The following is a 24,137-nucleotide window of genomic DNA, read 5'->3' as shown; positions in this document are numbered from 1 at the left end:
CAGTTAAAACTTTTTCTTACTTAAGGGCGATCGCGCGAGTCAGGCATATCTCACTGGGGCGGGGACTCTTGGCAGGGCTATTAGATTTGGGCGATCGGCCGATGATATATGTAAGGCGTATCGTGCAGGCGTATCGTGCAGCGGCGCAAGTTTAGCACCTTAACTCAATAATAGTATTTATACACTTTACATTTTACCCCGAATCTGAATCCAAAGCACCGACGGAAAAGACTTCAGGATATGCGATCGACCCTGAGTTCCCCCAATTTGTTTTTTTTGTTGCCTTTTGACTCGCTCTTGTCTATAATCGTACTTCACAACCATAATTACGGTATTCCGACCTAATAACCGTACTTTCTCGTTTAGGAACAAATATAATGAGCCCGTGGCAACGCCTAACTCAACACCTTCACTGGCCACAGCAGCCATCAGCCAGCACAAATCAATCATTTACTACCCTGAAAAGATTTGTGTCCCTATTTTTAGTGGGAATAACTTTAAGTCTGGCGGTTGCATCCTGCGGCCAGGGAACCACCAACAACCCCGCAGCCACTCCAGGCGGTGCTACCCCAGCAGCTAACAAAGGCAACGTAGAATTAACCCTAGTATCCTTCGCCGTCACCAAAGCCGCCCACGAAGCGATAATTCCCAAGTTTGTAGAACAATGGCAAAAAGAAAAAGGCCAAACCGTCACCTTCAACCAAAGCTACGGCGGTTCCGGTTCCCAAACTCGGGCCGTAATTGACGGGTTAGAAGCAGACATCGTACACCTAGCCCTCGCCCTCGACACCGCAAAAATCGAAAAAGCCGGACTCATTGAGCCCGGGTGGGAAAAAGAAGTCCCCAACGAAGGTATAGTCAGTAAATCCGTAGGAGCAATAGTCACCCGCGAAGGTAATCCCAAAGGCATCAAAACCTGGGAAGATTTAAGCAAAGACGGAGTAAAAGTGATTACTGCCGATCCTAAAACATCAGGCGTTGCACGCTGGAATTTCCTCGCACTTTGGGGTTCGGTTGTTAAAACCGGAGGAGACGAAACCAAAGCATTAGACTTGACTACTAAAGTTTACAAAAACGTCCCCATCCTGACTAAAGACGCCCGCGAAGCCACCGACGTATTTTTCAAACAAGGCCAAGGCGACGCCTTAATTAACTACGAAAACGAGATTCTTCTGGCTGGTCAGAAAGGCGAAAAACCGACTTATACTATTCCCGAAGTCAATGTTTCGATCGACAATCCGATTGCCATTGTCGATAAAAACGTTGATAAACACGGCACTCGCGAAGTCGCCGAAGCATTTGTCAAATTTCTGTATACCCCAGAAGCTCAGCGAGAATTTGCCAAAGCAGGCTTCCGCCCAGTAGATGCGACAGTAGCGGCGGAACCAGAATTTGTCCAAAAATATGCCCCCATCAAAACCCTATTTACAGCTCAAGACTTAGGAGGTTGGGGAGATATTCAGAAGAAATTCTTCGATGACGGAGCTGTTTTTGACAAAATCCAAGGTTCGATTAGACAGTAGTGGCCGGGGCGGGTTTACGAGATGAGTGGTTTTAGGCAATTATTTTTGGTAAAACCCTCCCCGGAGCGCAATTATTCTTTCCAACTCAAAACTATTGACTTATGGCTGAATCATCTGCAATCAGTAACCCTCAATCTCCGATCGAAAATATCAAAAGGGCGATCGGCAAAATCACATTACCTTGGGGAATCACCCTAGGCTACCTCAGCTTAATGCTATTGCTCCCAGTTGCAGCAATGCTGCTGAAAGCCAGCACAGCAAACCCCGCCGAATTTTGGGCAATTGCCACCAGTCCGATCGCCCTTTCCGCCTACGATGTCACCTTCTTTACGGCATTAATTGCAGCATTAATTAACGGAGTATTCGGCACATTAATTGCCTGGGTATTAGTCCGCTACGACTTTCCCTTAAAACGGATTGTCGATGCAATCGTCGATTTGCCTTTTGCCCTGCCCACCTCCGTCGCAGGTTTAACCCTCGCCACAGTTTACAGCGATAACGGCTGGATTGGTTCGCTTTTTGCACCTTTGGGAATCAAGATATCGTTTACTCGATTGGGTGTAGGTATAGCGATGATATTTATTTCCTTGCCATTTATCGTTAGAACGGTACAGCCAGTTTTAAACGAAATGGAAAAAGATATCGAAGAAGCAGCTTGGTGCTTAGGGGCTTCTCAATTTGAAACCTTCTGGCGAGTAGTTTTGCCGCCACTATTTCCGTCTATTTTAACCGGAGTAGCACTCGGATTTTCGCGAGCGGTTGGCGAGTACGGATCTACTGTAATTGTAGCTTCTAACATACCGTTCAAAGATTTAATCGCGCCAGTTTTAATTTTCCAAAGGTTGGAACAGTACGACTATGCAGGAGCAACAGTTATTGGCACTTTCATGTTAGCTATTTCCCTGGCAATGCTGTTCGCCATAAATCTATTACAAGCATGGAGAAGACGCTATGACGGCTAATATCAATTCACCCGTTGGTTACAAATTTCCGCCCAGTGGTTCTAGCCGGAGTCAGGAAAAAGCTTGGGTAAAACCAACTTTGATCGGAATTGCGATCGGCTATCTCGCTCTGGTCTTATTTATCCCCACTCTCAACGTTTTTTATCAAGCTTTCAGAAAGGGATTTGATCCATTTTTGTCTAACTTAACTTCGCCGGATTTTCTGCACGCAGCGCAACTTACCCTGGTAATTTCTCTGATAGTTGTGCCTATAAATACAGTATTCGGTTTGTGTGCAGCCTGGGTAATTGGTCGCAATAAATTTCGGGGCCGCACGCTATTAATCAGCCTTTTAGACGTGCCTTTTGCCATCTCTCCCGTAGTTGCAGGTTTAATGATTGTACTGCTTTACGGTCGGGTGGGATGGTTCGGGCCGTGGCTGGAGGCGGCCAATATCAGGGTTATTTTTGCCTTCCCTGGAATGGTGCTAGCTACTGCCTTTGTTACCTTGCCTTTTGTGGCGCGCGAAGTGATTCCTGTTTTGGAAGAAGTGGGAACTGATCAAGAAGAGGCGGCGAAAACTTTGGGAGCAAATGACTGGCAAATTTTCTGGAATGTTACGCTTCCGAGTATTCGCTGGGGATTGCTTTACGGAGTAATTTTGACCAATGCTAGAGCAATGGGAGAATTTGGAGCCGTCTCTGTGGTGTCGGGAAATATTGCTAAAAAAACGCAAACTTTGCCCTTGTTTGTAGAGGATGCTTACAAGCAGTACGCGACCCAAGCCGCATTTTCGGCTGCGGTAGTTCTCGGTCTTTTAGCAGTTGTTACCCTCGTGCTTAAGGAGATTTTAGAACGAAAAACTAGGATCAAAGAAGTTGAAGAATAGTCATTAGTCATTAGTCATTAGTCATTAGTCATTAGTCATTAGTCATTAGGGCTTTAGGGTGCGCGCTGTGAACCTCATCCCTCAAACCAGTCAGTAGTAGGGTGCGGCGCTATCGACAATCTGGTTGGAAGCTCGAAAATCTCGCAGATCCGCACCCTACAAGATATTGGTGCAAAATGTAAACTGAAACAAACATTAGGAGTCCCAAATGTTAGATCACAACACTAGCGAATCTCTATTTGAGGCGATCGGCAATTTTGACAAAACCCAAGAATCAGATATTCTCCAATCTGATAGTCGTGACAACAGACCAACTCAAACGCGCATTCGCATTCGTATTCCTAAAGAATACCATCAGGAACCTGTCATTTCTCACCTGATTTCTGAATACGGTTTGACGGTGAATTTTAATGCTGCTTTGTTGGGTGTTAAAACTTTAGATGACGGTTGGTTTGACTTGGAACTTAACGGTACAAGTAAACAAATTGAAACGGCTCTAATTTATCTCAATGATTTAGATGTGGAAATCTGGAGCAATTCCAATCATCCCGATGAAGAAACTTGGTAATTAGTGAGTCTTTGACGCACCAACCTGGAAGAGGAGTTAATATTCTGGACTGCCACGCCTAATTTTCTTTCTTCGAGCCGGTTTATTGAGTCTAATAGGCTCCAGGAATGTTAGTCATGAGTCAGCCTATCTCTTCCTGTAAAATTACAGTTATCACGCTTCTAGTGAGGAATACAAGTGGTCATAAAACTCAGAGGACTTGTATTCCTTACTGCCAAGTAATTTGATTGCGGTTGTTCGTTAGCGAAGCCCTCGAAGAGGATCGCACATACAGATAATTCAGCAGCCAACAAGTACCAAATAACACCAGCTTACAGCTAATAACCGTGATTGATGACTCTTGATTAACCAATATCGATCATCATCAGTTAACTATTCGATTGACATTTTTTATAAAATCTGGTGTTTTCTCCATCTCTGGCATATCAATAAACAGCGCGCAAGTCTTCTCCAACATTGTTGTAACAGCCGGAACAATATCCCCCTTTAAAACTTCTAAACAATCAAACTAACTCCGTTAGGGCTGGAGAGCACAAAAAAATGTTTTTGTCAATATTCAATTTAGGTGAAAGTTAGGTTAGATGAAATTAGGGGCGATCGACTCTCATCCGCGCTGGAAAAAGATCGATCGCTGCTGCGGTTGGTTTGTGATATGAATTTGATGTGTGTGTGTACCAGGAGAATTTGAACGTGGAACTCTATAAAGAACGGAAACACCAGATAGTTTTTGCAGATTCACAAGTTAAAGATTGCGAAAGTTTAACAGAAACGGTCAATCCCGATACAGAAATTGTTATTCTGAATGCCGATCGCGACGGCATCGAGCAAATCGCCGAAACACTTAAACAGCGGCAAAACATTGCAGCCGTCCACATTTTGTCTCACGGCGCAGCAGCCAGCTTGCAACTGGGAGCAACAGAACTAAATCTGTGCAACATTGAAAGCTATCGCAATTATTTAGAAACATGGTTTGCTTTGCCTGCAGTCGAAGCAAACTCTAACTCTTCAATTACAGCTAAACCCGAAATTCTGCTTTACGGTTGCAACGTCGCCGCCACAGAAGCAGGTGTGGCTTTCGTGGAAAGGCTGAGCCAGCTCACGGGAGCAAATATTGCCGCTTCCGATAACTTGACCGGCAGTGCGGCACTGGGTGGAGACTGGGAACTCGAAGTAACTACGGGCAAAATAGAAACACCTTTAGCATTTTCTGCAGAGGCGAGGGAAGCTTACAGTGCAGTTTTAGTCGCCACATTTGGCGAACTGCGAGATGCGATAACTCTGGCTAACGCTTTGCCCAATGCAGACACGATCGCCATCACCGGCAACATCACCTTCGGGGTGGGACAGGTTCTGCCCAGAATTTCCACCCCCATCACCTTTACCGGCGGCGGTTTCACCCTAGATCTGGGCAATAACCGGGGCTTCTTCATCGACAGCGCCACTACCCCAGTCACATTTTCCAACCTGACAATTACCGGGGGCATATCTACAGGCGCTGCCGGCACGGGTGGCGGTGGCGGTGCAGCCGGCATGGGCGGCGCACTATTTATCAACAGCGGCACTGTCACAGTTAACAGCGTGACCTTTACTGGCAACAGCGCTACGGGCGGCGCGGGCAGCCCGCCCCCCGTCGCTCCCGCAGTCGCAGGTCCGGGCGGCAACACCGATTTTGCAGGTCTGTTTCCCTTCGTTTCCGCAGGTGGACCGGGTCAAACTGGCCTCACCGGGTTGCCAAGCATCGGCGCTGAGGGCGGCCCTGGCGGTACGGGCGGCAACGGCGGCGCGGGCAGTGGCGGATTGCCAGGTACCGGTCTTAACGGCGGCCCCGGTGGCGCAGGCGGTACGGGCGGCGCCGGTACGGGCGGGACTAACGGCGGTACGGGCGGCGCAGGCGGCGCAGGCGGCGCTGGTGGCCTCGGAGGAGGAGGAGGCGGTGGTGGCAACGGCGGGGCTGGTGGCGTCGCCGGCACTGGCACAGCAGGTGCAGCCGGCATTGGCGGCATTGGCGGCGCTGGCGGCTTCGGAGGCGGAGGCGGCGGCGGCGGTGTGGGCGGCAACGGCGGCGCTGGCGGCTTCGGAGGAGGAGGCGGTAGCGGTACACCGGGCGGACTCAGCACGACTATCGGAGCTTTTACCCCGGGCGGCGCCGGCAGCCCAACCGGTGGCGGCGGTGGTGCTGGTTTGGGAGGCGCAATTTTTGTTAATGCTGGCAGTTTGACCCTGAACAACAGCACTTTGTTCAACAACACAGCAACCGGAGGCGCGGGGGCGACACCGGGCCAGGGCGCGGGGGCCGCGATTTTTGTCAACAGCGGCGCTACTGCAACTCTGACTAACAACACCATCACTGCTAACACTGCGACTGCTACTGCCCCTGCTGTTGCTGTGGGCGGGGGGATTGCGACGAATGGCGGTACTGTGAATGTCCTAAATTCGATCGTCGCCGGGAATTTCGGCGGCGCGAATCCTGACGTGTTCGGGACCTCTTTCGCCGCCACCAGTATCAACAATTTGATCGGGAATGTTACTGGGAGCAATTTACCTGTAGCCCAGCAACTGACAGTTCCTCTAGCAAATGTCATCGCCCCTACCCCAGCATTGAACCAGGCTACAGGCGTTCCCCTGACTTATGCTTTGGCTGACAGCACTGCGACTCCTAATCCGGCGATCGATGGCGGCAACGCCGCCGCGGCTGCGGCGGCCGGGGCAACTGACCAGCGGGGTGCTGGCTTTCCCCGGACGATCGGCACTGCTGTTGATATCGGCGCCTACGAGTACGGCCCGATCGTCACAGGGGTTAAATTCAACGATTTTAACGGGGATAGCCTGCAAGGCGCTGCGGCGACTGAACCAGGTCTTCCGGGTTGGGTGATTTCTGTAGGCACGAAGAGCGCTACTACCGCAGCCGACGGCACTTATATCATCCGCGACGTAAAAACAGATACTCCGATTACAGAAGCGCCACCCGCTGGAACCCCTGCGAATGCTTGGGTGCAGACCCTCGGCCCGACTCCGGCAAATACGGGTATTGTTAATGTCACCGGTGCCAACTTCGGTAATTTCCAGAAAACATCGATCGCAGGCAAAACCTACACCGACCTCGCGGGCAACGGCTTCACGCCCGATGACACGGTATTAAACGGCATCACCGTTAACTTATACAAAGACACCAACAACAACAACACGCTAGAAGTCGGCACAGATACTGTTGTCGGCACTGCACAAACCACTGCAGGAGCAGGAGATTACACATTCTCGGAGATAGGCCCCGGCAATTACCTGATACAAGCCACTGCCCCAGCCAACTCCAGCATCTCTTTCCCCGCTGCAGCAATTCTCGTTAGTGCCCAAAGCGGTACTCCCGTCACCGGTCAAAACTTCGGCGTTTTCCAAAACATCACCGTTAGCGGCACCAAATTCACCGACCTCACAGGCAACGGCTTCTCTGCTGACGACACCCCGCTCAACGGCACTACCATTCGCTTGTTCAAAGATACTAACGATAACAGCACTTTAGATAGCGGTGATGCGGAAATCGCCTCTCAAGTTACCGGTACAGCGCCAGCCGCGGCTGGAACGTATAGCTTTGCCAACGTCGGCTCCGGTCGGCACTTTGTGAGAGAAGACGTACCGACTGGTTTCTCACAAACCGCAGGCCCGACTTTTTATCCAATTAACCCGGTCAGCGGCACAAACATTACGGCTCAAGACTTCGGCAACTTCCAGCTAGGCAAAATCAGCGGGATTAAATTTAACGATCTCAACAAAAATGGCATCCAAGATGGGCCAGAAGAACCACCGCTAGGAGGCTGGACAATCTACCTGGATGCCAACAACAACGGTGTCCAAGACCCAGTAGCGGCCGAAACAGGCGCCAACGCCACCGTCACCGATGTCACCGGTAACTACCAGTTCACCAACTTGGCAGCCGGCACTTATACAGTGCGGGAAGTGCCACAAACAGGCTGGACGCAAACTGTGCCCCCTGTCAATGCAGCCACGCCTACCCTTTCCGGCGCGTTTACGATCGCCGTCACTAGCGGTACCGACTCCCAAAACAACAACTTTGGCAACTTCAGGCCCAATAGCATCAGCGGTCTGAAGTTCAATGACCTCAACAACAACCGGGTACAAGATACCGGGGAACTAGGACTTGCCAACTGGCAATTCTTCCTCGATACCAACGATAACGGCACTCTCGACACCGGGGAACCGAACACTCTCACCGATGCCACCGGCAACTACCAATTCCTCGATTTGTCAGCAGGAACCTACAAGGTGCGGGAAGTCTTGCAGCCTACTTGGACGCAAACTACCCCCGACCCGGATGACATCACTGTCACCAGCGGTCAAGACATCGCTAATATCAACTTCGGCAACTTCCAGTCGAGCACTATCAGCGGTCAAAAATTCAATGACCTCAACAACAACGGCCTTAAGGATGCCGGAGAATTGGGGCTAGGTAACTGGCAAATATTCCTCGACAGTATCACTCCCGATGGCATCTTTCAGCAGGGCGAACCGACTACCATCACCGATGCAGCGGGCAACTACACTCTCCGAGATATACCCGCAGGTACTTACCAGGTAAGGGAAGTCCAGCAAAACGGCTGGACGCAGACGACCCCCAACCCCGCCCCCGTTACGGTTAATCCCTCCGATAACATCACGGGCATTGACTTCGGCAACTTCTTGCCGCAACCCGGGGCGATCCGAGGTCTGAAGTTCCAAGACACCAACAACAATGCCACTCAGGATGCTGGAGAACCGGGTTTACCCAATTTCCAAATTCAGTTAACCAATGTCGTAGCTGGAACTGCTCCTGTTACTACTACCACAGATAACAGTGGTAACTACCTGTTCGCAAACCTAACGCCGGGAACCTACCGTGTCCGGGAAGTCAACCAAACTGGGTTTACCCAAAGCACACCCGAACCCGCCGACATCACCCTAACTTCGGGCGCTATTGTCAGCGGCATCAACTTCGGGAACTTCCCAGCGCCGACGCCGACACCTGAACCGACGCCGACTCCGACGCCGCCACCACTGCCACCTGTACCGACGCCGACACCTGCTGCACCGACGCCGACACCGACGCCTGCTGCACCGACGCCGACACCGACGCCTGCTGCACCGACGCCGACGCCTGCTGCACCGACGCCGACGCCTGCTGCACCGACGCCGACGCCTGCTGCACCGACGCCGACGCCTGCACCTGTACCGACAGATTTGGTTTGCCCTGAGAACTTCCCCAGGATCGCTACTCCCAATCAGCCCGGCACTCCTTCAGCGGGTGTGAGCAACGGCCCTAACGGCGACGATACGATCGTGGGTAGTGTCGGCAGTGACTCTATCTTCGGGTTGGGTGGCAACGATTTGATCTTTGGTCGAGGGGGCGGTGACTATATCAATGGCAATATAGCCAACGATACTATCTACGGAGGCATCGATAACGATACTCTCTTTGGTGGCAAAGGGTTTGACCTGATTTTTGGCGATCGCGGTAACGATACGATTTATGGCAATCGTGGCAACGACTCTCTTTCTGGCGACGAAGGCAATGACATATTGTACGGGGGCAAAGCCGATGACGTAATTTTGGGAGGCGCGGGCGACGACGTGCTATTTGGCGATCAAGGCAATGACACTCTCTGCGGCGGCGAGGGTAACAATACCTTAATTGGCGGCAGCGGCGATGATTTGCTCTTTGCTGACACCGGCGATGACTTGCTCTTTGGCGGCATTGGCAGCGATACCCTCGTCGGCGGCAGTGGCAGCAATGGCTTTGTCTTGTCAGCGGGCGGAGGAATTGACACGATTTTCAACTTCACCGCAGGAGTTGATTCGATCGGGTTGGTGGGAGGCTTGGACTTCAATCAACTGTCATTGACCGAAACTAATGGCTCGACGGCGATCGGAATCGCCAACAGCGACCGGATTTTAGCTATACTTACGGGCGTACAGCCGAGCCAGTTATCGGCTCAGAGTTTTAGCTTGCTGGTTTAGTCTGCATATCAAACTCGGCAGTTAAAACCGAGCATACACTTGCCTGCCGTCCCAGCAGAGAGGGACTAGCGGGAAACAGAACCTCTAAGCATGGGTTTCGAGGCTCTGCCAAAGAAGGGGAACGAATTCCGTTCCCCTTCTTTGGTCAAATTTGTTCGAGATACTTGAGCAAGTCGGCCATTTCTTGCGGACTCGGTTGAAACTGCGGCATTGGTGGGGTTTGCCCGCTGGTGACTTGCCGGATCAGATCGAATTCGGATTTGCGCTCGGACACTCCGTGCAAGTTGGGCCCGACTTGACTGTCTGAAACGGAGATGTGACACCCCGCACAGTTCATTTGAAAGATGGCGGAACCCTGAAACGGGTTGCCCGTGAGGGATAGTACGCTTTTGACGTAAGGATCGGCGACTTGAAACTGACGAATTGCGAGCGTCGCCAACATGATGGCAAGCAACACCGCTAGCGCAAATATGGCAAGTCGCTCGATCGGGTTTTTAATTTCATTCCGGGCAAGTTGGTTATTCAAAGGAGTTCAATTAAAAATAGTATCTACAAGAAAATTTATTTCTCATAACATAGCTTAATCGTTCGCAGCGGGGAGAGCAAGGTCTGATACTCCCGGAAGGGCGTTTTTTGGCAAATTCATCTGTGTAAGTGCTGGTAATATTAAAAATAGGTTGTTAAATCTTAACGTTAAGGAGATCTCATGGTAGAACCGCTGCTTTCAGGTATTGTTCTGGGTCTAATCTTTGTTACTCTGGCGGGGCTGTTTTTTGCTGCTTATCAGCAGTACAAGCGCGGCGATCAGTTGGGTATCAATAAGTAAAAGGGTCTACAGTCCCTCACTCAGGCTGTCAGGGGAATTGGGAATTGGGAATTGGGCATGGGGCATGGGGCATGGGGCATTGGTTATTAAATCGGCCTACTGACTTCTTCCCTCTTCCTTTTTCCCTCTTCCTTCTTCCCTCTTCCTTCTTCCCTCTTCCTTCTTCCATCCGTTACATCCGTTGCCGAACTTCCCTCTTCCTTCTTCTCGACATCCGTTACATCCGTTACATCCGTTACATCCGTTGCCGAACTTCCTTCGTTAAAGATATCGATCGAGAATAGCAGCAGTTTCCAAGCCTGTTTTTTCCCAGCTAAATAGTTTTGCTCTGGCTAAACCGAGCTCCCGCAAGTGCGATCGAACTTTGGCATCGACTGCAAGCTCTTGCATAGCAGAGGCAATTTCCTCGACGTTGTAGGGGTTGACTAACCATGCGCCGTCCCCCGCCACTTCCGGCATTGAAGACAGGTTAGAGGTGATGACAGGAGTGCCACAGGCCATTGCTTCAAGCACGGGGAGACCGAATCCTTCCCAAAGACTCGGGAAAACCAGGGCGATCGCTTGGTTGATAACTTTGGGCAAGTCGGCTGGTGGGAGGTAATCTAGGAATTTTACTCGATCGACCAATCCCAATTCTTGAACCTGCGCTTTCAGCAGCAGCGTATAGCGCTTATCTTCTGAACCTGCTATCCACAATTCGTACTCGGAATTATCATGCAAAGCAGCAAATGCTGCTACAACTCGCTGCACGTTTTTATAAGGATTGTGGCGGCCGATATAAAGAAAATAATTGCTTGTTGGCAAGTCTAAAAAACGGAAAAAACTGGTATCGTATCCGGGGAAAATTGGCGTAATTAAATTAGTAGGAATATTGCAAAAATTATTGATATCTTTAGCAGTTGCTTCCGAGTCGCAAATGACGTGTTCAGCCTGCCGCAGCACTTGGGGAATGTAATAGCGGTGGTAAGGTGTCAGAGGATCGAAGCGGCGGGGAAATCGCAGCGCTATCAAGTCATGTACTGTAATTATATAGCGGCAACCTGCAAATAGAGGAGCTTCTGGAATTGGGGAAAATAACAGGTTGGATTTTAGCTGTTTGTAAATTTTGGGGAGTTGGGTTTGTGTCCACAGCAATCGGTTGATGTGTCCTTTGGTTCCTTGTTCTGGTGTGAGGTTTGGGGGGATTTGGTAGCAGTTGTTATTGGGGAAATTTTCGGCTGTTAGTAATGTTGGATTGAGGGACTTTAGGTGGGGAAATAGGTTTTTGGCGTAGATGGCTAAGCCGGTGGGTTTGGAAATTAGGAAGGAGAGGTTAATTAGTAAGTTAGATTGGGGATTGGGCATGGGATAATATGTAGATTGCGGTTTTTGGGTGGGATTTTTTTTATTTAACCGCAGAGGGCGCAGAGGACGCAGAGAGGAGAAAGGAAGAGAGGGAAGATTTAAAGATATTGCTGTAAGATGTTGGCGGTTGCTGTTCCGGTTTTGTGCCAACTAAATTGAGATGATCTGGCTAAACTAGCAGTTTTTAAGTTCGATCGTACTTTTGAATCTGTGGCTAGTGTTTGCATGGCTTCGGCTATTTCTCCGACGCTGTAAGGATTGACTAATAATGCGGCATCTCCGGCGACTTCTGGCATTGATGACAGGTTGGATGTGATGACGGGTGTGCCACAAGCCATTGCTTCTAAAATTGGTAAGCCGAATCCTTCCCAAAGTGTAGGGAAAACTAGGGCGATCGCCTGATTCATCAGTACGGGCAATTCAGAATAGGGAACGTAACCGAGAAACTTTACCAAAGATTGTAAACCTAATTTTTCAACTTGTGCTGTCAACTGCGGTGTGTAGGCATTGGGAGGCCCTGCTAGCCACAATTCGTAATTTGTGCGATCGGGCAAACTCGCAAATGCACCGATTAATCTTTCCAAGTTTTTGTAAGGATCGTGTCTGCCGGTATAAAGAAAATAATTTTTGGCTGGCAAGTCGAGATATCTAAAATTGATATTATCGCAAGCTAGGGGAATTGCGGTCATCTTTTTATGAGGAATTTGGAAAAAGTTAGCAACATCTGCCGCCGTTGCTTGAGAATCGCAAATAATGTGTTCTGCTTGCCGCAAAACCTGCGGTATGTAGTAGCGAAAATAAGCTGTTAATCGAGAAAACCGTCGGGGAAATCGCAAAGGAATTAAATCGTGAACTGTGACAATGTAGCGACAGCCGGAATACAAAGGTGCTTCGGGAATAGGGGAAAATATCAGGATTGAATGCAATTTTTTGTAAATTTTAGGTAACTCAAACTGAGTCCACAGTAGCCTGTTAATTTGTCCTTTGGGGCCGCGATTCGGTGTCAGAGTTTCGGGAATTTGGTGGCAAGTATAATGGTTAATTTGCTGGGAAGTCAGTAATGTTGGTTTTAGCTTTTGCAGTTGCGGGAAAAGATTAGCTGCATAAGTTCCGATTCCCGTTGGTTCAGGACTTAAGAAGGATAAATTGATTAAAAGTGGGTTAGACACGCTTGAATTAGCCTTTAAGTTCGATCGAGCATTTGAGCTATATCGGCAGGATTTGGCAGCCGAATTGTAGCATACTCTTGGTGAAGAATATCAAAAAAACTATTGACTTTTTTCTCAAAATGTGCAAGTCTAAAGTTCTGACTGCGTTGCTGTGCACCAGCTTGAAGTTCTGCTAGCAAATCAGGATTAACAATTAGTTGATGTGAATGCTGGCACAGTTCCTCAAGGGTATTGAACACAAAGCCCGATCGCCCATGTTCGACAATTTCCGGTTGGCCGCCACCGTTGAAAACAATCGGAGCACAATAGTTGTGCATTGCTTCCACAGTCGCCATCCCGAAATGCTCAAATCTTTGAGGATTGACTTCACCCAAACCGCAGCCGTGCCAAAATATACTTGCTCTAGCATAAAGTGATTTTACCTCATCAAAGTCAACATTGACTTTGAGATCTATCGCCCTTGAATCTTGCTTCAAGAAATTCTGAACCGTCTTTAAATAAGGATTTTTCTGAATGCTGCTGCCAACTAAGATTAGTCGCCATCCTTCAATTTCTTTGGGATAATCGGCTAGCAAACAGCGGAAAGCTTTAATTAGTTCAATTTGCTTTTTTGTTCCCCCAGCTTCAAACTGTCCCACAGCCAAAATTATGTTTTCTTTCGGCACTTTAACTGTTGCCATTTCCACGGGCGGATAAAGCAGAAAAGTTGGCTGTAGGTTCCAGCGTTTCTCCAACCACTTGACGGTAAATTGACTGTTGGCAATAATGAAAGTGTAATCATCGACAGCAAAGTGACGGTTGCGGAAGGTATTGGGAAAGTGGCAGAAAAATACTGAGATCGGCGACAGTGGTTTAACTTTTTCCAGTTGGTTCGCGTTGATGAAAATATCGTAGTTTTTGCTTTCTCTGGCAATTTCATCAAAGGGATTTTCCATATCTTCCACGATGATGCTGGAATCGATACACTGCATTCCGCGTTTCTCGTAAAACGCCAAGGGCATAATTTTAATTTTGCATCCTGAAAGGTTGAGTCCGTACCAGGATTCTAAGTCGGAAACAGCAACTGGTTTGTTGGCGATAAAAGTAATGTCAAATTCATTTTGTAGCAGCGAGGCGAGGGTAGCGACGTATTTTTGACCCCCACCAATAAAATGCAGTCCGTGATCGTAAATGGCGATCGACATTTTGCGATCGCCCCGAACCACCTGCAATCGAGACAAAATGCGATCGATCTTCATCCGACTGTAAATCACCGCCAACTTTTCCGACAACTGTGGTAATACAGTTTCAATGATTTCTGGTTTCTGATAATCTAGAAGTTTTTTAATCGCGACAAATAAACTCTCGAACAGCAAATCGTACTGCTGGTTAGTAAAAAAATCAGAAGTATGAATTCCTTTGACTAATTGCAACGGTTCATGTTTTGCCAAATACAAAAACCGATTGCGGTTGCAGAAATACTCGGTAAGTTTGCTACCTTTACTCGAACCGCGATACTCGTGATGGGCGATAGCTGCGGGAGTATAAAGCATTTTCCAACCGCGTTTGTCGCAGCGTTTGGCAAACTCTACATCCTCAAAATACATCACAAAATCTTCATCTATCGGCCCCACATCTTCGAGACATTTCCTGCGGAAAAGTACCGCCGCCCAACAAAGCCCTTCGACTTCCCGTTCTGTATCGTACTGTCCCGCATCTTTTTCGCCAAAGCCGACATCTTGCCAATAAAAATTAGGTAATTGCTGAATACCAGCGCTGTTAATTCGCCCGTCTTTAAACAACAATTTGCCGCTAGCCGCACCTAATTCTTTATTAGTTTCTAGCCGTTTTACAAGAATCTCTAACCAGCGACTGTCAAGGGTAGCATCGTTATTTAGAAAGCCGATATATTGCCCTTTTGCTTCGCTGATGCCGAGGTTGAGGGCTTTCGCAAAGTTGTTGGCGGAGTTGACAAAAATCCGAACTTTGGGAAATAGTTCGCGCAGGGAAGCAAGGGAATCGTCTTGAGAACAATTATCAATTACAATTAAATCGAGTTGCGATTCGGGATACGCAAGTTTTTGTAGAGATTTTAAGCAATCTTTCGTGTGGCGCAGACCGTTATAGTTGACTATAATTAACGAACATATGGGCAGTGCAGTCATTCGATTTTAGATGTGAGATTTGAGATTGAGTAATTGAAGGATTGAAGAATTTTAGATTTTCGATTTGGAATTGAATAATTGAAGATTTTAGATTGAAAATTTGAATGATTGAGGGATTTTAGATTTGGGCTTTGGGATTTTAGATTGAGGAATTGAATAATTTTAGATTTTTGATTGAAGCATTGAAGCATTGCTCTCGCGAATAAATATGGGGCCTTGTGACCAAATTATTTTGGGTCATCTTTGATGCTTTATTTTTGTCGATCGAGTAATTGAGCGGTAATCTTCTCTAAAATAGCAGTATGTTGCTGCTGCACTGCTTTAATTTGCTCTATTTCAGACTGAAAAGTTGCGATCGCTCTTTGTTGAGTCTCAAGCTGTGCTGTAACTTCAGGATATTCGCTGCTGAATTCCGATTCAATTTTTTCAAAGATAGTTTGTTGATTTTCTTGCAATTTTTGCAATTGTGTGCTTAATGTATGCACGACCCGCGTATTAGCAAAATTGTAAATTACTTGTCGTTCGAGTACCGGTCTGAGCAATTTTCGGACTATTTTCCTAACGACGATGACTGCGGAACCGAGTCGCCTTTGGTAAGAGGTAATGGGGATATTATAAATGTCGAAACCTGCCTTTAAAAGGGCGATATCTTCATCATCTTCATTTTGGGCGATCGTACTATTTTCTGTTCCCAACAGCGACAGCTCAGCAATACCAATTCGAGGCTCCAAAGTTTGCCGCAATTTATGTATTATCTGTTGAGTTGGTATTTCTTCGTACTCCAAACTTTCCTCTCCTTGAGATAACTTAGTATGACTTAATTATGGAACAGGCATCTTTGCTGTTTCAATCATTGTAACTAATTGTGAACAAGCCGCTTTGCTGTGTGAATAATTGTAATTAATTGTGGAACAGGCATCTTGCCTATTCAAGGGCGGGCCGGATGCCCAACCCCTACTCCCCACAAGAAAATTTATCTCTTGTTAAATCAGGATTATTGCTTCCGATATGGGCAATATCTCAATTTAAGCTATAGCAATCCTAAATCATTTGTGAATTTCTTACTCCCTCCCCTAACCCGCGGGGAGGGTTGGGGTGGGGTAAAAAGTTTACGACTCCTGCAAGGATTGCTATAACTCAATTTGACTGTCATCACCAATCATAAACCGCAGAGCTTTTGGACGAGCCGGTGCATTGGTGAGTTGAGCTCGCTGCCCGATCACGCTGTCAACAATTCGCTGGTGAATGCCAACTATTTTCGCCCCTTGCAATATTACACTGTGTTCGATATCAGCATCAATCATCGTCACGCGATCGGCAATACTGCTGTAAGGCCCGATAAAGCAATTTTCAATGCGGCAATTTTCCCCAATTACCACTGGCCCGCGAACTGTAGAATTAATGATTTCCGTTCCTTCTCCTATTTGGACTCGCCCGATAATTTGACTTTTCGCATCTACTTTTAATTCAGTTGAAGCTACGATGCAGCTATCTAAAATGATTTGGTTTGCACTCAGCAAATCATCTTTTTTCCCCGTATCCAGCCACCAACCCTCTAAGTTGCAGGCTTCTACGTGTTTTTCCTGATTGATGAGCTGTTGAATGGCATCGGTAATTTCGAGTTCGCCCCGGGGCGAAGGTTGAATTTGATCGATCGCCTCGTGGATAGTAGGAGCAAAAAAGTAAATTCCCACCAGTGCTAAATTGGACGGCGGAACTTTGGGTTTTTCTACTAACTGCAAAACTCGGCCTTTCTCATCAACTTTTGCCACACCGAAAGCAGAGGGATTGGAAACGGGACGCAGCATAATCAGAGCGTCTAGTTTCTGCTTGTTAAAAATCTCTAAAAACGGATCTAACTGATTCTGAATTAAGTTATCTCCCAAATACATAATAAACGGAGAATCGCCCAAAAACGGTCTGGCAACTTTTACCGCGTGAGCGAGCCCTGCCGGCTCTGCTTGCAAGATATAAGTAATTTTCGCCCCGAAGCGAGATCCATCTCCTGTTTTCGTCTTCACCTCTTCCCCGGTTTCGGGACTAATAATAATCCCAATATCAGTAATCCCAGCCGCCACAATTCCTTCAATTCCGTACCACAGTATCGGCTTATTTGCTACAGGAACCAACTGCTTAGCACCCGTATAGGTGAGGGGACGCAAGCGTGTTCCTTTACCGCCAGAGAGGATGAGTGCTTTCATTGGGTGAACTCTGAGTTATCCTTTAGGGTTTGCGGTGCTGGCAAATATTGCCTGCACTTGTTAGCTCTCGTTGATTTTAAACCACCGCTACCCCGCTGGCAATAGTTGCAGTGTATCCTGACACAAATGATTTATTTTGCTCATACTTTTATAGTGCGGGAGGCACAGAGTGTCAGAAACCAGGTTTATTGCCACAAGAAGCAGTTAAAAGCTGAGGTTTTTGGTCAAAAAAACCCTTTCTTAAGGTCGCGGGTGCGCCCGTTCCGATTTAATTGCGTACCCTTTTAATAGCGGCCATATCGGGCAATCAATTGACTACCACTATTGTTTTGATTTGTCAACCAAGCCCACATCTGATCGCCCAGACAAAAATGCCACCATTCGTTAGGATGTTGCTGAAAACCCGCAGCTATCATCGCATTTTTTAATATTTGCCTGCGACGGTGATATTCCTGTTTTTGCGGCTCCTTGCTATTACAAAAATAATCGGGATAAGAACGTTCTGATATTTCATCAATCGGAGAACCCATATCAATTTGCCGATTGTTTTCATCCACTAAAGTTATATCTAAAGCTGCACCTGTACTGTGAGGGGGAGGGGTTGCGCGATCGAGAGTGGGTACTGCCCAAAATTGATATACGTGTTCTATAATCACTTGGCGTTTGTCTTCGGAAACCGGAAATTCGCAGCCTTGAGCTATGGCAATTTGATTAAAAGTATAATCTACCATAAATTGCTGCACTTCCACCGGCCGATAAGCGTCAAATATCAGAATTTTCCAATTTTGATGATTTTGCTGTAGCTGGGTTTGAGCGGCGATTAAACTATCTACAACTCCTTGCCGCAAGTAGTAAGGGGAATCTGCTTTGCTGTTGTGATACGGTGCACCCAACTTTTGATAAGGGTGCGGCATTTCAAAGGCAAAATGTTCTGCTGGAATAGGGACTAAAGGTTCGCCACATTCGTCGATCGCTATTTGCTGGTATGGTTTCATATCAAGGTTTTACCCTACTTTATGATTACTGATGAACTACAATACTCAGTATATGCTTTTCACTTGATTCCGTCGCGCTGCAAATAGCAAACCAGCTAGAATATCCTCATGTTCTAAATCGTCATAGTCATCTATAATTTCTTTAGCATTCATACCAGAACTAAGTAATTCAATAATTAACTATACTGGATATCGGAGACCGCGCATACAGGGTTTTCCGTGACAGATATTTGGATCGAGTGTGATGCGCTGCAAAAGTTGGTTGTCCATATTTTAGGAACAAATATTAAATATATCCTAACCTAAAGAGCGTAGCTTTCGATGGGTTTGTAGTAAGGACTTTAGTGTTTTTAATCTCCACCTAAAGTCCTAAAGTCCTTACTGCCCCAAAATCCTAACTTTGGCGGTAAGCAACTACCGCATAAAACGGATCGCCACTTCCTATTCGCAGCATTTGCATAAAACTCGGCAAGTTAGGCTTGCGAACAATTACTTCCGGCTTACTAAATCCAGGTATATTCGCTCCTTTGACAGAATCAAAGTAACCCTTAACTAATTCGACCCGATCGCCCTCGGAACCTTCCCGCCAAGCCGCGATCGCCTTTTGATAAAACATCCGGTTGGAAAAACTGATAATTGCTACGCCCCCCGGCTTCAAAATTCGGTGAATCTCGGCAAAAATCGCATCCGGGTGTTGCAAATACTGTACCGAAACGCAGTTGACAACCGCGTCAAATTCTGCATCCGGCAGTGGCAATTTGGGATTTGCGTTCAAATTCTGCACGAAATAATGATTCAGTCTGCGATTTTTTGCCAACTCTTCTTCATTCATGCCGTGCCCTTCTACATGGGCAAATTGCATCTCGTCGGGCAAGTGAGAAACCCAACTGCTCATCATATCAAAAATCCGAGTATTCGGTTTCAGCCGTTCCCGATATAAATCGGTTAGTTGCTGAATAAATCCATCGTCTACGTGCGTTACAAACCGGGGATAGGAGTAGAACAAATTGTCGTCGGTGTCGTCTAACTTGGTGCGTTGGTCGGCTGGAAGCAACATAAATTCAGATCGCAACTAGATTTACTCTTTCTAGTTTAAGAACAATTAAGAATTGTTAACCGATCCGACAGAGGGCGGATTCCCCGTTTTAGCGTAGCATTCGATCGCCAAAAAACCGACTTACACCCTTTGGGGCTTGTGGCAAGAAGACGGTTTGCCGACTTCCGGCATTGGCGACAAAACTGCAAGAGGTAGGCGGGACGCTGACAGGCGCGATCGCATGGCAGAAAGAGGCCTATTCCGTCGGGAGAGAGCCACGCGCATTTGGCGCATTTGGCTGAGACACTCTGGCGTCGTCTGCGATCCAAAAGCGATGGCTGCCGCTGTTGCCACCGAATTACTCAGCCAGCATTTCGCCAACTTCATCGAGTTGGTTCGGCTCGAACAGGCCGGTGGCGTCGGCCAGGGCGATCGGCGCGGCGGTGTCATTGGGTGTAGTTGGTCCAATCATGGTGAACTCCATCGAACTTTTTTCCACAACTACATCATGCTCGATCGCACATCCCAATCATTGCACTGACCAGTCTTCAAACCTCAATCCAGGGATTCTTTCAAAATCTCCGCGATTCCGGGTAAGTAGAATACCGCTTTTTGCAAGTGCGATCGCGGCTATCCGTAAATCTTGCGTGCCAACGCAGATTTTTGGCCGCCAAAATTCCCTATAATTTTCAGCATCTAGATCGAAGTCAAGCAACTCAAAATCGGTCAGATAGTTAATGGTTTTTCGCAGACTTGCATAAGCTGATATTATTTCATTCCCTGATGTCGCTCGTCTGATACGGTTAAGTCGTCCATACATTTGCTCTTCAAATTTAACGATCGTAATAGCAATATCTTTTGGATTAACTTCACTGACACGCTGCACTATTTGTAGATTACCCTGCCCAAAAAGTGTGGCAGGGTCTGTATCAAATATCCACAAAGTCACTTAGCTGTTTCCTCCACCTCAATTTTATTGGTGGCTTCTGCTTCATCGAGTCGATCGTAATATTCTGCGATTTGTGCATTCCTGTCGCGGCGCAGTTCTGCAATATCTTCTAGCATCTCATCAAAGTGCGGATCGTTTTTAAAAGCTCCTCCCCACTTCATTAAAGGATTTTCAGTTTGGGGAATGTCTACTGTCAGAGAGACTATTTCGACTTTTTTTAGACGCTCGGTCAACAATCGGTGCAAAATTTTTAAAGCTTCTTCTTTAGTAGATCCTGATCTTCTGCACTCTGGCAACTCCCAAACTATTGCGCTGTAGAGGTCTTCATCGTGCTTTTCAATTAGAAGTTGATAAGTTAATTGGGTTACAGGATTCGGAGTAGGGGTTAATACTGTGGCATTCTTCTGTTTTTTCTGGTTGGTTATATTTGGCATTTTAACGCATTGTTTTTCCAACATCCAATTAATTCTTTTCGCAAGGCTTTCAATAGATGTCAGCGGTTCAGAACGCCACCGCACTTAAAGCCTGCGGGATTCTAGCCTTTACCAATCATTCAAGGCTGCGATCGCAACTTCACTCTTAGTCTCAATTCAAATCATCAAAACATTATTGCCAAGAAAACAACTCTATGGTACACTAGAAGATTGTGAATATTAATCAAAAGTAAAGTAACAAGCCGGGAGAAATCAAAATGACACAGCAAACCCTGCACGGAACCAGCCGCAAAAGAAAAAGAACATCCGGTTTTCGCGCCAGAATGCGTACCGCAACCGGTCGATTGGTAATCAAAGCTCGCCGCAGCAAAGGTCGCCACCGCCTCGCAGTCTAGCACTGCATCAAGGTTGAGAGGCCTCCACGATCGCCCTACGCCATGTTGCCCGAGACAAACCGACTTAAGCACCGAAAAGACTTCAGCGCCGTCTACCGCAAGGGAATGCGCTGCAACTCGGCCCATTTCAGTTTAAGAGCTCTGCGTAAACCAAAAAGCGCCGAATTTGCGAAACCGACAGACGAAAAATCCTTGCAGCCCACTCGCACAGGCATTTCCATCAGCCTGAAAGTCAGCAAACGCGCTGTAGTCCGCAACCGGATTAAGCGTCAGATTCGGGCAGCTTTGCGACAGCTATTGCCCCGATTAAAATTCGGGTGGGATTTAGTAATTGTCGTGCGTCCGATCGCACAAGAGTGCAATTATGCAGAAATTCTGCAAGAATTAGAGCAGTTGTTGGTAGAAGCCGAGGTACTAGATGGGAATTCGAGAGGAAGTATATTATGAAGGCGGCCCCGCGCCCGGAGACTTGATCCTGAATTTACTCCTGGGGCTGACTGTGGTGGGAATCCCCCTAGCAGTAGGAGCAATTGTCCGGGCTCTGTGGCTACGCTATCGGATTACGAGCCGCCGAGTGTCCGTAACTAGCGGTTGGATGGGGGGCGAGCAGACAGACGTTATCTACTCAGATATAGTCAAAATCGTCACTGTACCTCGCGGTTTCGGGACTTACGGAGACATGGTGCTCACCATGAAAAATGGCAGTCGCTTGGAACTCAGAGCTATGCCGAAATTTCGAGCAATGTATGACTACATTAACGAAAAACTGCCCATAGCCGCTCAAAAAGCAAACGCGGCCAAAGCTAAATAACCGAACCGCTTCGCCCTCAAATCAGGGTAAAGTGAGTGCGAGTATTGGCAAACTCATTACAACAAACCCGCAGACTGGGCGGTCGATCGACAGGCAATGTCCTAAGATAGAGACAAAACCCGAAAAATTGAGGCGGCTCGCGTTCAGCGGGTGAAAATAGTTCTCAACAGTAAACATAGAGCACCTAAATTAACTCAAAGCGAATGGATTTTGGTATCTCGTTTCTCTCCAACAACCTCATGCTCCCGATCCTAGATTTTTTCTACGGGATCGTGCCAAGCTACGGTTTAGCGATCGTAGCTCTGACGCTCGTGATTCGCTTTGCTCTTTATCCTCTCAATGCAGGCTCTCTTCGCAATATGCGGCGCATGAAAGTAGCGCAGCCATTGATGAAAGAGCGAGTAGATCAAATTCAAAAACTCTATAAAGAAAATCCTGCAAAACAGCAGGAGGAAATGAGCAAAGTATACAAAGAATTTGGTAATCCTTTAGCAGGATGCTTCCCATTGGTGCTGCAAATGCCAGTGCTGTTTGCACTGTTTGCAACGCTCAGGGGTTCGCCGTTTTCTGACATAAATTACAGCGTTAACGTTCAAGTTTTGCCGAAAGAACAAATCGAAACTGTTCAACCGCAAGCTTTTGCTACACCGCCACAAAATATTTACGTCACAGGTACTTTTCATGCTCCTGTTGTGGGCGTAATTCCAGGCGGCGACAAACTCGCAATCGGCGACACAACCAAGATTAATTTTCAAACCCCAGAGGGCAAACCTCTCAAAGTTTTAGCAGCAGAAAATAAGAGCGAAATCGACTTTGAACCCGGCTGGAAAGTCATCAAAGGCGAAGAAGTGGTCAAGGTAGATGAACAGGGTAACATCACGGCATTAGCGCCCGGTGAAGCCACAGTTCAAGGCACAATCCCCGGATTGGCTACTAACAAAGGATTCCTGTTTATTGAAGCTCTAGGTCGCGTTGGCGCGATCGACTCAGACGGTACAATCCACTGGGATATTTTGGTAATGATCCTGGGCTTCGGCATCAGTTTGTACATTAACCAAACCCTTTCAGGACAAGCACAAGGGCCAAACGACAACCCCCAACAGGCTACAGTTAACAAACTAACGCCAGTCATATTTTCAGGGATGTTTTTGTTCTTCCCGCTGCCCGCCGGCGTGTTGATGTATATGCTTATTGCTAACATCTTCCAAACAGTTCAATCGTTTATTTTGTCGCGAGAACCGCTGCCCGAAAACCTCCAAAAAATAGTGGACGAAGCAGAGGCGAAAACCCAAAAAGAACAAGGATTAGATGCACTTCCCTTTGAGCCCAAGCGTTCTAAGAAAAAGGCTTGATTTTAACAACAATGAAAGACTCTCAAATGCAGCGCGGACAGGCATGGTTAGAAGAATTGCTACAACTGTCCGCAATTCCTTCAAAAGTGGTATGCGAACAACAAAAAGATTGCTATTGGATGACAATAGATGAAAGCAATTTGACTCCAGAACAAGTTGCAATCTTAGTCGGGCCAAACGGTAATGTAATAGATGCCATTCAGTACCTCTGTAACACGGTTCAGAATATAGGTCAGGAAGTAGAGGAGTCAATTCCTTATACAGTTGAACTAAATGGCTATCGCATCCGCCGCCAAGAGGAATTGCGATCGATGGCAGAGTACGCAGCAGATCAAGCCCGATCGACGGGAGTTGAAGTTGAAATAAAATCGCTGTCTTCGGCAGAACGCCGTCAAGTCCACAGCTTTTTGAGCGAATGTGAGGACATAGAAACTTACAGTCAAGGACAAGAACCCGATCGGCGTTTGGTAGTGCGACTGCGCTGACGCTAAAGAAGGAAGAAGGAAGAAGGAAGAAGTTACAACTTAACTATTCCTTTTGACCTTTGAATTCAA

Annotated in this window: 22 protein-coding genes and 1 pseudogene; 12 read left to right on the top strand and 11 right to left on the bottom strand. The window is 47.3% G+C overall.

Annotated elements, in window-relative coordinates:
• Window positions 1–377 precede the first annotated feature (377 nt).
• From QUA07_RS20395 to QUA07_RS20375, 5 genes are all read left to right on the top strand, one after another.
• Window positions 378–1,523, top strand: a complete 1,146-nt coding sequence (locus tag QUA07_RS20395) for a sulfate ABC transporter substrate-binding protein (RefSeq protein WP_333328467.1) — start codon at window positions 378–380, stop codon at window positions 1,521–1,523.
• A 101-nt stretch (window positions 1,524–1,624) separates the two neighbouring features.
• Window positions 1,625–2,485: a sulfate ABC transporter permease subunit CysT gene (gene cysT, locus QUA07_RS20390; protein WP_333310642.1), complete on the top strand. Its 861-nt coding sequence runs from the start codon at window positions 1,625–1,627 to the stop codon at window positions 2,483–2,485.
• Window positions 2,475–3,353 carry a sulfate ABC transporter permease subunit CysW gene (gene cysW / locus QUA07_RS20385; protein ID WP_333328463.1) on the top strand — a complete coding sequence of 293 codons (879 nt, stop codon included), beginning with the start codon at window positions 2,475–2,477 and terminating at the stop codon, window positions 3,351–3,353. Before cysT ends, cysW begins: the two co-directional genes overlap by 11 nt.
• A 208-nt stretch (window positions 3,354–3,561) precedes the next feature.
• On the top strand, window positions 3,562–3,921 hold the full coding sequence (locus tag QUA07_RS20380) for an NIL domain-containing protein (protein ID WP_333328461.1): 360 nt from the start codon (window positions 3,562–3,564) through the stop codon (window positions 3,919–3,921).
• A 690-nt stretch (window positions 3,922–4,611) separates the two neighbouring features.
• Window positions 4,612–9,927, top strand: a complete 5,316-nt coding sequence (locus QUA07_RS20375; protein WP_333328458.1) for a DUF4347 domain-containing protein — start codon at window positions 4,612–4,614, stop codon at window positions 9,925–9,927.
• Window positions 9,928–10,072: 145 nt separating this feature from the next.
• Here QUA07_RS20375 and QUA07_RS20370 read toward each other — a convergent pair whose 3' ends face one another.
• A complete protein-coding gene (locus QUA07_RS20370; RefSeq protein ID WP_333328455.1) occupies window positions 10,073–10,453 on the bottom strand; it encodes a c-type cytochrome in 381 nt (126 codons plus the stop codon).
• Window positions 10,454–10,633: 180 nt separating this feature from the next.
• Between QUA07_RS20370 and petG the strand changes: the two genes are divergently transcribed.
• Window positions 10,634–10,753: a cytochrome b6-f complex subunit V gene (petG, locus tag QUA07_RS20365; RefSeq protein ID WP_006632329.1), complete on the top strand. Its 120-nt coding sequence runs from the start codon at window positions 10,634–10,636 to the stop codon at window positions 10,751–10,753.
• 261 nt (window positions 10,754–11,014) lie between these two features.
• Here petG and QUA07_RS20360 read toward each other — a convergent pair whose 3' ends face one another.
• The 8 genes and pseudogenes from QUA07_RS20360 to QUA07_RS20325 form a co-directional block, all read right to left on the bottom strand.
• A complete protein-coding gene (locus QUA07_RS20360) occupies window positions 11,015–12,097 on the bottom strand; it encodes a glycosyltransferase family 1 protein (protein WP_333328452.1) in 1,083 nt (360 codons plus the stop codon).
• 98 nt (window positions 12,098–12,195) lie between these two features.
• Window positions 12,196–13,266: a glycosyltransferase family 1 protein gene (locus QUA07_RS20355; protein WP_333328450.1), complete on the bottom strand. Its 1,071-nt coding sequence runs from the start codon at window positions 13,264–13,266 to the stop codon at window positions 12,196–12,198.
• Between the two features lie 14 nt (window positions 13,267–13,280).
• A complete protein-coding gene (locus QUA07_RS20350; RefSeq protein WP_333328447.1) occupies window positions 13,281–15,410 on the bottom strand; it encodes a glycosyltransferase in 2,130 nt (709 codons plus the stop codon).
• Window positions 15,411–15,661: 251 nt separating this feature from the next.
• A complete protein-coding gene (locus QUA07_RS20345) occupies window positions 15,662–16,195 on the bottom strand; it encodes a hypothetical protein (RefSeq protein WP_333328444.1) in 534 nt (177 codons plus the stop codon).
• Between the two features lie 345 nt (window positions 16,196–16,540).
• A complete protein-coding gene (locus QUA07_RS20340; protein WP_333083001.1) occupies window positions 16,541–17,611 on the bottom strand; it encodes a glucose-1-phosphate thymidylyltransferase in 1,071 nt (356 codons plus the stop codon).
• A gap of 284 nt (window positions 17,612–17,895) precedes the next feature.
• Complete coding sequence (locus QUA07_RS20335; RefSeq protein WP_333328441.1) at window positions 17,896–18,606, bottom strand: M15 family metallopeptidase; 711 nt, start codon at window positions 18,604–18,606, stop codon at window positions 17,896–17,898.
• A 45-nt stretch (window positions 18,607–18,651) separates the two neighbouring features.
• Window positions 18,652–18,876 (bottom strand): annotated as a pseudogene (locus QUA07_RS20330) (DUF433 domain-containing protein).
• Between the two features lie 124 nt (window positions 18,877–19,000).
• Window positions 19,001–19,663, bottom strand: a complete 663-nt coding sequence (locus QUA07_RS20325) for a class I SAM-dependent methyltransferase (RefSeq protein ID WP_333328438.1) — start codon at window positions 19,661–19,663, stop codon at window positions 19,001–19,003.
• Between the two features lie 136 nt (window positions 19,664–19,799).
• On the opposite strand from QUA07_RS20325, the gene QUA07_RS20320 reads away from it, so the two are divergent.
• Window positions 19,800–20,183 (top strand): hypothetical protein, encoded by a 384-nt coding sequence (locus QUA07_RS20320; RefSeq protein WP_333328435.1) that lies wholly within the window; start codon window positions 19,800–19,802, stop codon window positions 20,181–20,183.
• On the opposite strand, the gene QUA07_RS20315 is transcribed toward QUA07_RS20320, so the two are convergent.
• Window positions 20,172–20,591 (bottom strand): type II toxin-antitoxin system VapC family toxin, encoded by a 420-nt coding sequence (locus QUA07_RS20315; RefSeq protein WP_333328431.1) that lies wholly within the window; start codon window positions 20,589–20,591, stop codon window positions 20,172–20,174. The two genes, QUA07_RS20320 and QUA07_RS20315, sit on opposite strands and share 12 nt — an antisense overlap.
• Complete coding sequence (locus QUA07_RS20310; protein WP_333328428.1) at window positions 20,588–21,025, bottom strand: type II toxin-antitoxin system HicB family antitoxin; 438 nt, start codon at window positions 21,023–21,025, stop codon at window positions 20,588–20,590. The genes QUA07_RS20315 and QUA07_RS20310 overlap by 4 nt, the downstream gene beginning before the upstream one ends.
• Window positions 21,026–21,282: 257 nt before the next feature.
• On the opposite strand from QUA07_RS20310, the gene rpmH reads away from it, so the two are divergent.
• From rpmH to QUA07_RS20285, 5 genes are all read left to right on the top strand, one after another.
• Window positions 21,283–21,420 carry a 50S ribosomal protein L34 gene (gene rpmH, locus QUA07_RS20305; RefSeq protein ID WP_006632320.1) on the top strand — a complete coding sequence of 46 codons (138 nt, stop codon included), beginning with the start codon at window positions 21,283–21,285 and terminating at the stop codon, window positions 21,418–21,420.
• A gap of 42 nt (window positions 21,421–21,462) precedes the next feature.
• Entirely contained in the window at window positions 21,463–21,867 is a 405-nt protein-coding gene (rnpA, locus tag QUA07_RS20300; protein ID WP_333328425.1) for a ribonuclease P protein component, read from the top strand.
• The gene (locus QUA07_RS20295; protein WP_333161710.1) at window positions 21,839–22,231 is read left to right on the top strand and encodes a PH domain-containing protein; all 393 of its coding nucleotides are present in this window, start codon (window positions 21,839–21,841) and stop codon (window positions 22,229–22,231) included. The genes rnpA and QUA07_RS20295 overlap by 29 nt, the downstream gene beginning before the upstream one ends.
• 203 nt (window positions 22,232–22,434) lie before the next feature.
• Entirely contained in the window at window positions 22,435–23,583 is a 1,149-nt protein-coding gene (gene yidC, locus QUA07_RS20290) for a membrane protein insertase YidC (RefSeq protein WP_333083009.1), read from the top strand.
• Window positions 23,584–23,594: 11 nt separating this feature from the next.
• Window positions 23,595–24,068: a R3H domain-containing nucleic acid-binding protein gene (locus QUA07_RS20285; protein ID WP_333039170.1), complete on the top strand. Its 474-nt coding sequence runs from the start codon at window positions 23,595–23,597 to the stop codon at window positions 24,066–24,068.
• Window positions 24,069–24,137: the final 69 nt, after the last annotated feature.

Origin of the sequence: Microcoleus sp. T3_A4 (assembly GCF_036700465.1) — a bacterium.
GTDB lineage: Bacteria > Cyanobacteriota > Cyanobacteriia > Cyanobacteriales > Microcoleaceae > Microcoleus.
This window is presented reverse-complemented; position numbering and strand designations above follow the sequence as displayed.

Bases quoted from the DNA above. Each gene is read 5' to 3' on its own strand.
- QUA07_RS20395 (WP_333328467.1), top strand. From the start codon at position 378: ATGAGCCCGTGGCAACGCCTAACTCAACACCTTCACTGGCCACAGCAG.
- cysT (WP_333310642.1), top strand. From the start codon at position 1,625: ATGGCTGAATCATCTGCAATCAGTAACCCTCAATCTCCGATCGAAAAT.
- cysW (WP_333328463.1), top strand. From the start codon at position 2,475: ATGACGGCTAATATCAATTCACCCGTTGGTTACAAATTTCCGCCCAGT.
- QUA07_RS20380 (WP_333328461.1), top strand. From the start codon at position 3,562: ATGTTAGATCACAACACTAGCGAATCTCTATTTGAGGCGATCGGCAAT.
- petG (WP_006632329.1), top strand. From the start codon at position 10,634: ATGGTAGAACCGCTGCTTTCAGGTATTGTTCTGGGTCTAATCTTTGTT.
- QUA07_RS20360 (WP_333328452.1), bottom strand. From the start codon at position 12,097: ATGCCCAATCCCCAATCTAACTTACTAATTAACCTCTCCTTCCTAATT.
- QUA07_RS20350 (WP_333328447.1), bottom strand. From the start codon at position 15,410: ATGACTGCACTGCCCATATGTTCGTTAATTATAGTCAACTATAACGGT.
- QUA07_RS20340 (WP_333083001.1), bottom strand. From the start codon at position 17,611: ATGAAAGCACTCATCCTCTCTGGCGGTAAAGGAACACGCTTGCGTCCC.
- QUA07_RS20335 (WP_333328441.1), bottom strand. From the start codon at position 18,606: ATGAAACCATACCAGCAAATAGCGATCGACGAATGTGGCGAACCTTTA.
- QUA07_RS20325 (WP_333328438.1), bottom strand. From the start codon at position 19,663: ATGTTGCTTCCAGCCGACCAACGCACCAAGTTAGACGACACCGACGAC.
- QUA07_RS20310 (WP_333328428.1), bottom strand. From the start codon at position 21,025: ATGCCAAATATAACCAACCAGAAAAAACAGAAGAATGCCACAGTATTA.
- rpmH (WP_006632320.1), top strand. From the start codon at position 21,283: ATGACACAGCAAACCCTGCACGGAACCAGCCGCAAAAGAAAAAGAACA.
- rnpA (WP_333328425.1), top strand. From the start codon at position 21,463: ATGTTGCCCGAGACAAACCGACTTAAGCACCGAAAAGACTTCAGCGCC.
- QUA07_RS20295 (WP_333161710.1), top strand. From the start codon at position 21,839: ATGGGAATTCGAGAGGAAGTATATTATGAAGGCGGCCCCGCGCCCGGA.
- yidC (WP_333083009.1), top strand. From the start codon at position 22,435: ATGGATTTTGGTATCTCGTTTCTCTCCAACAACCTCATGCTCCCGATC.
- QUA07_RS20285 (WP_333039170.1), top strand. From the start codon at position 23,595: ATGAAAGACTCTCAAATGCAGCGCGGACAGGCATGGTTAGAAGAATTG.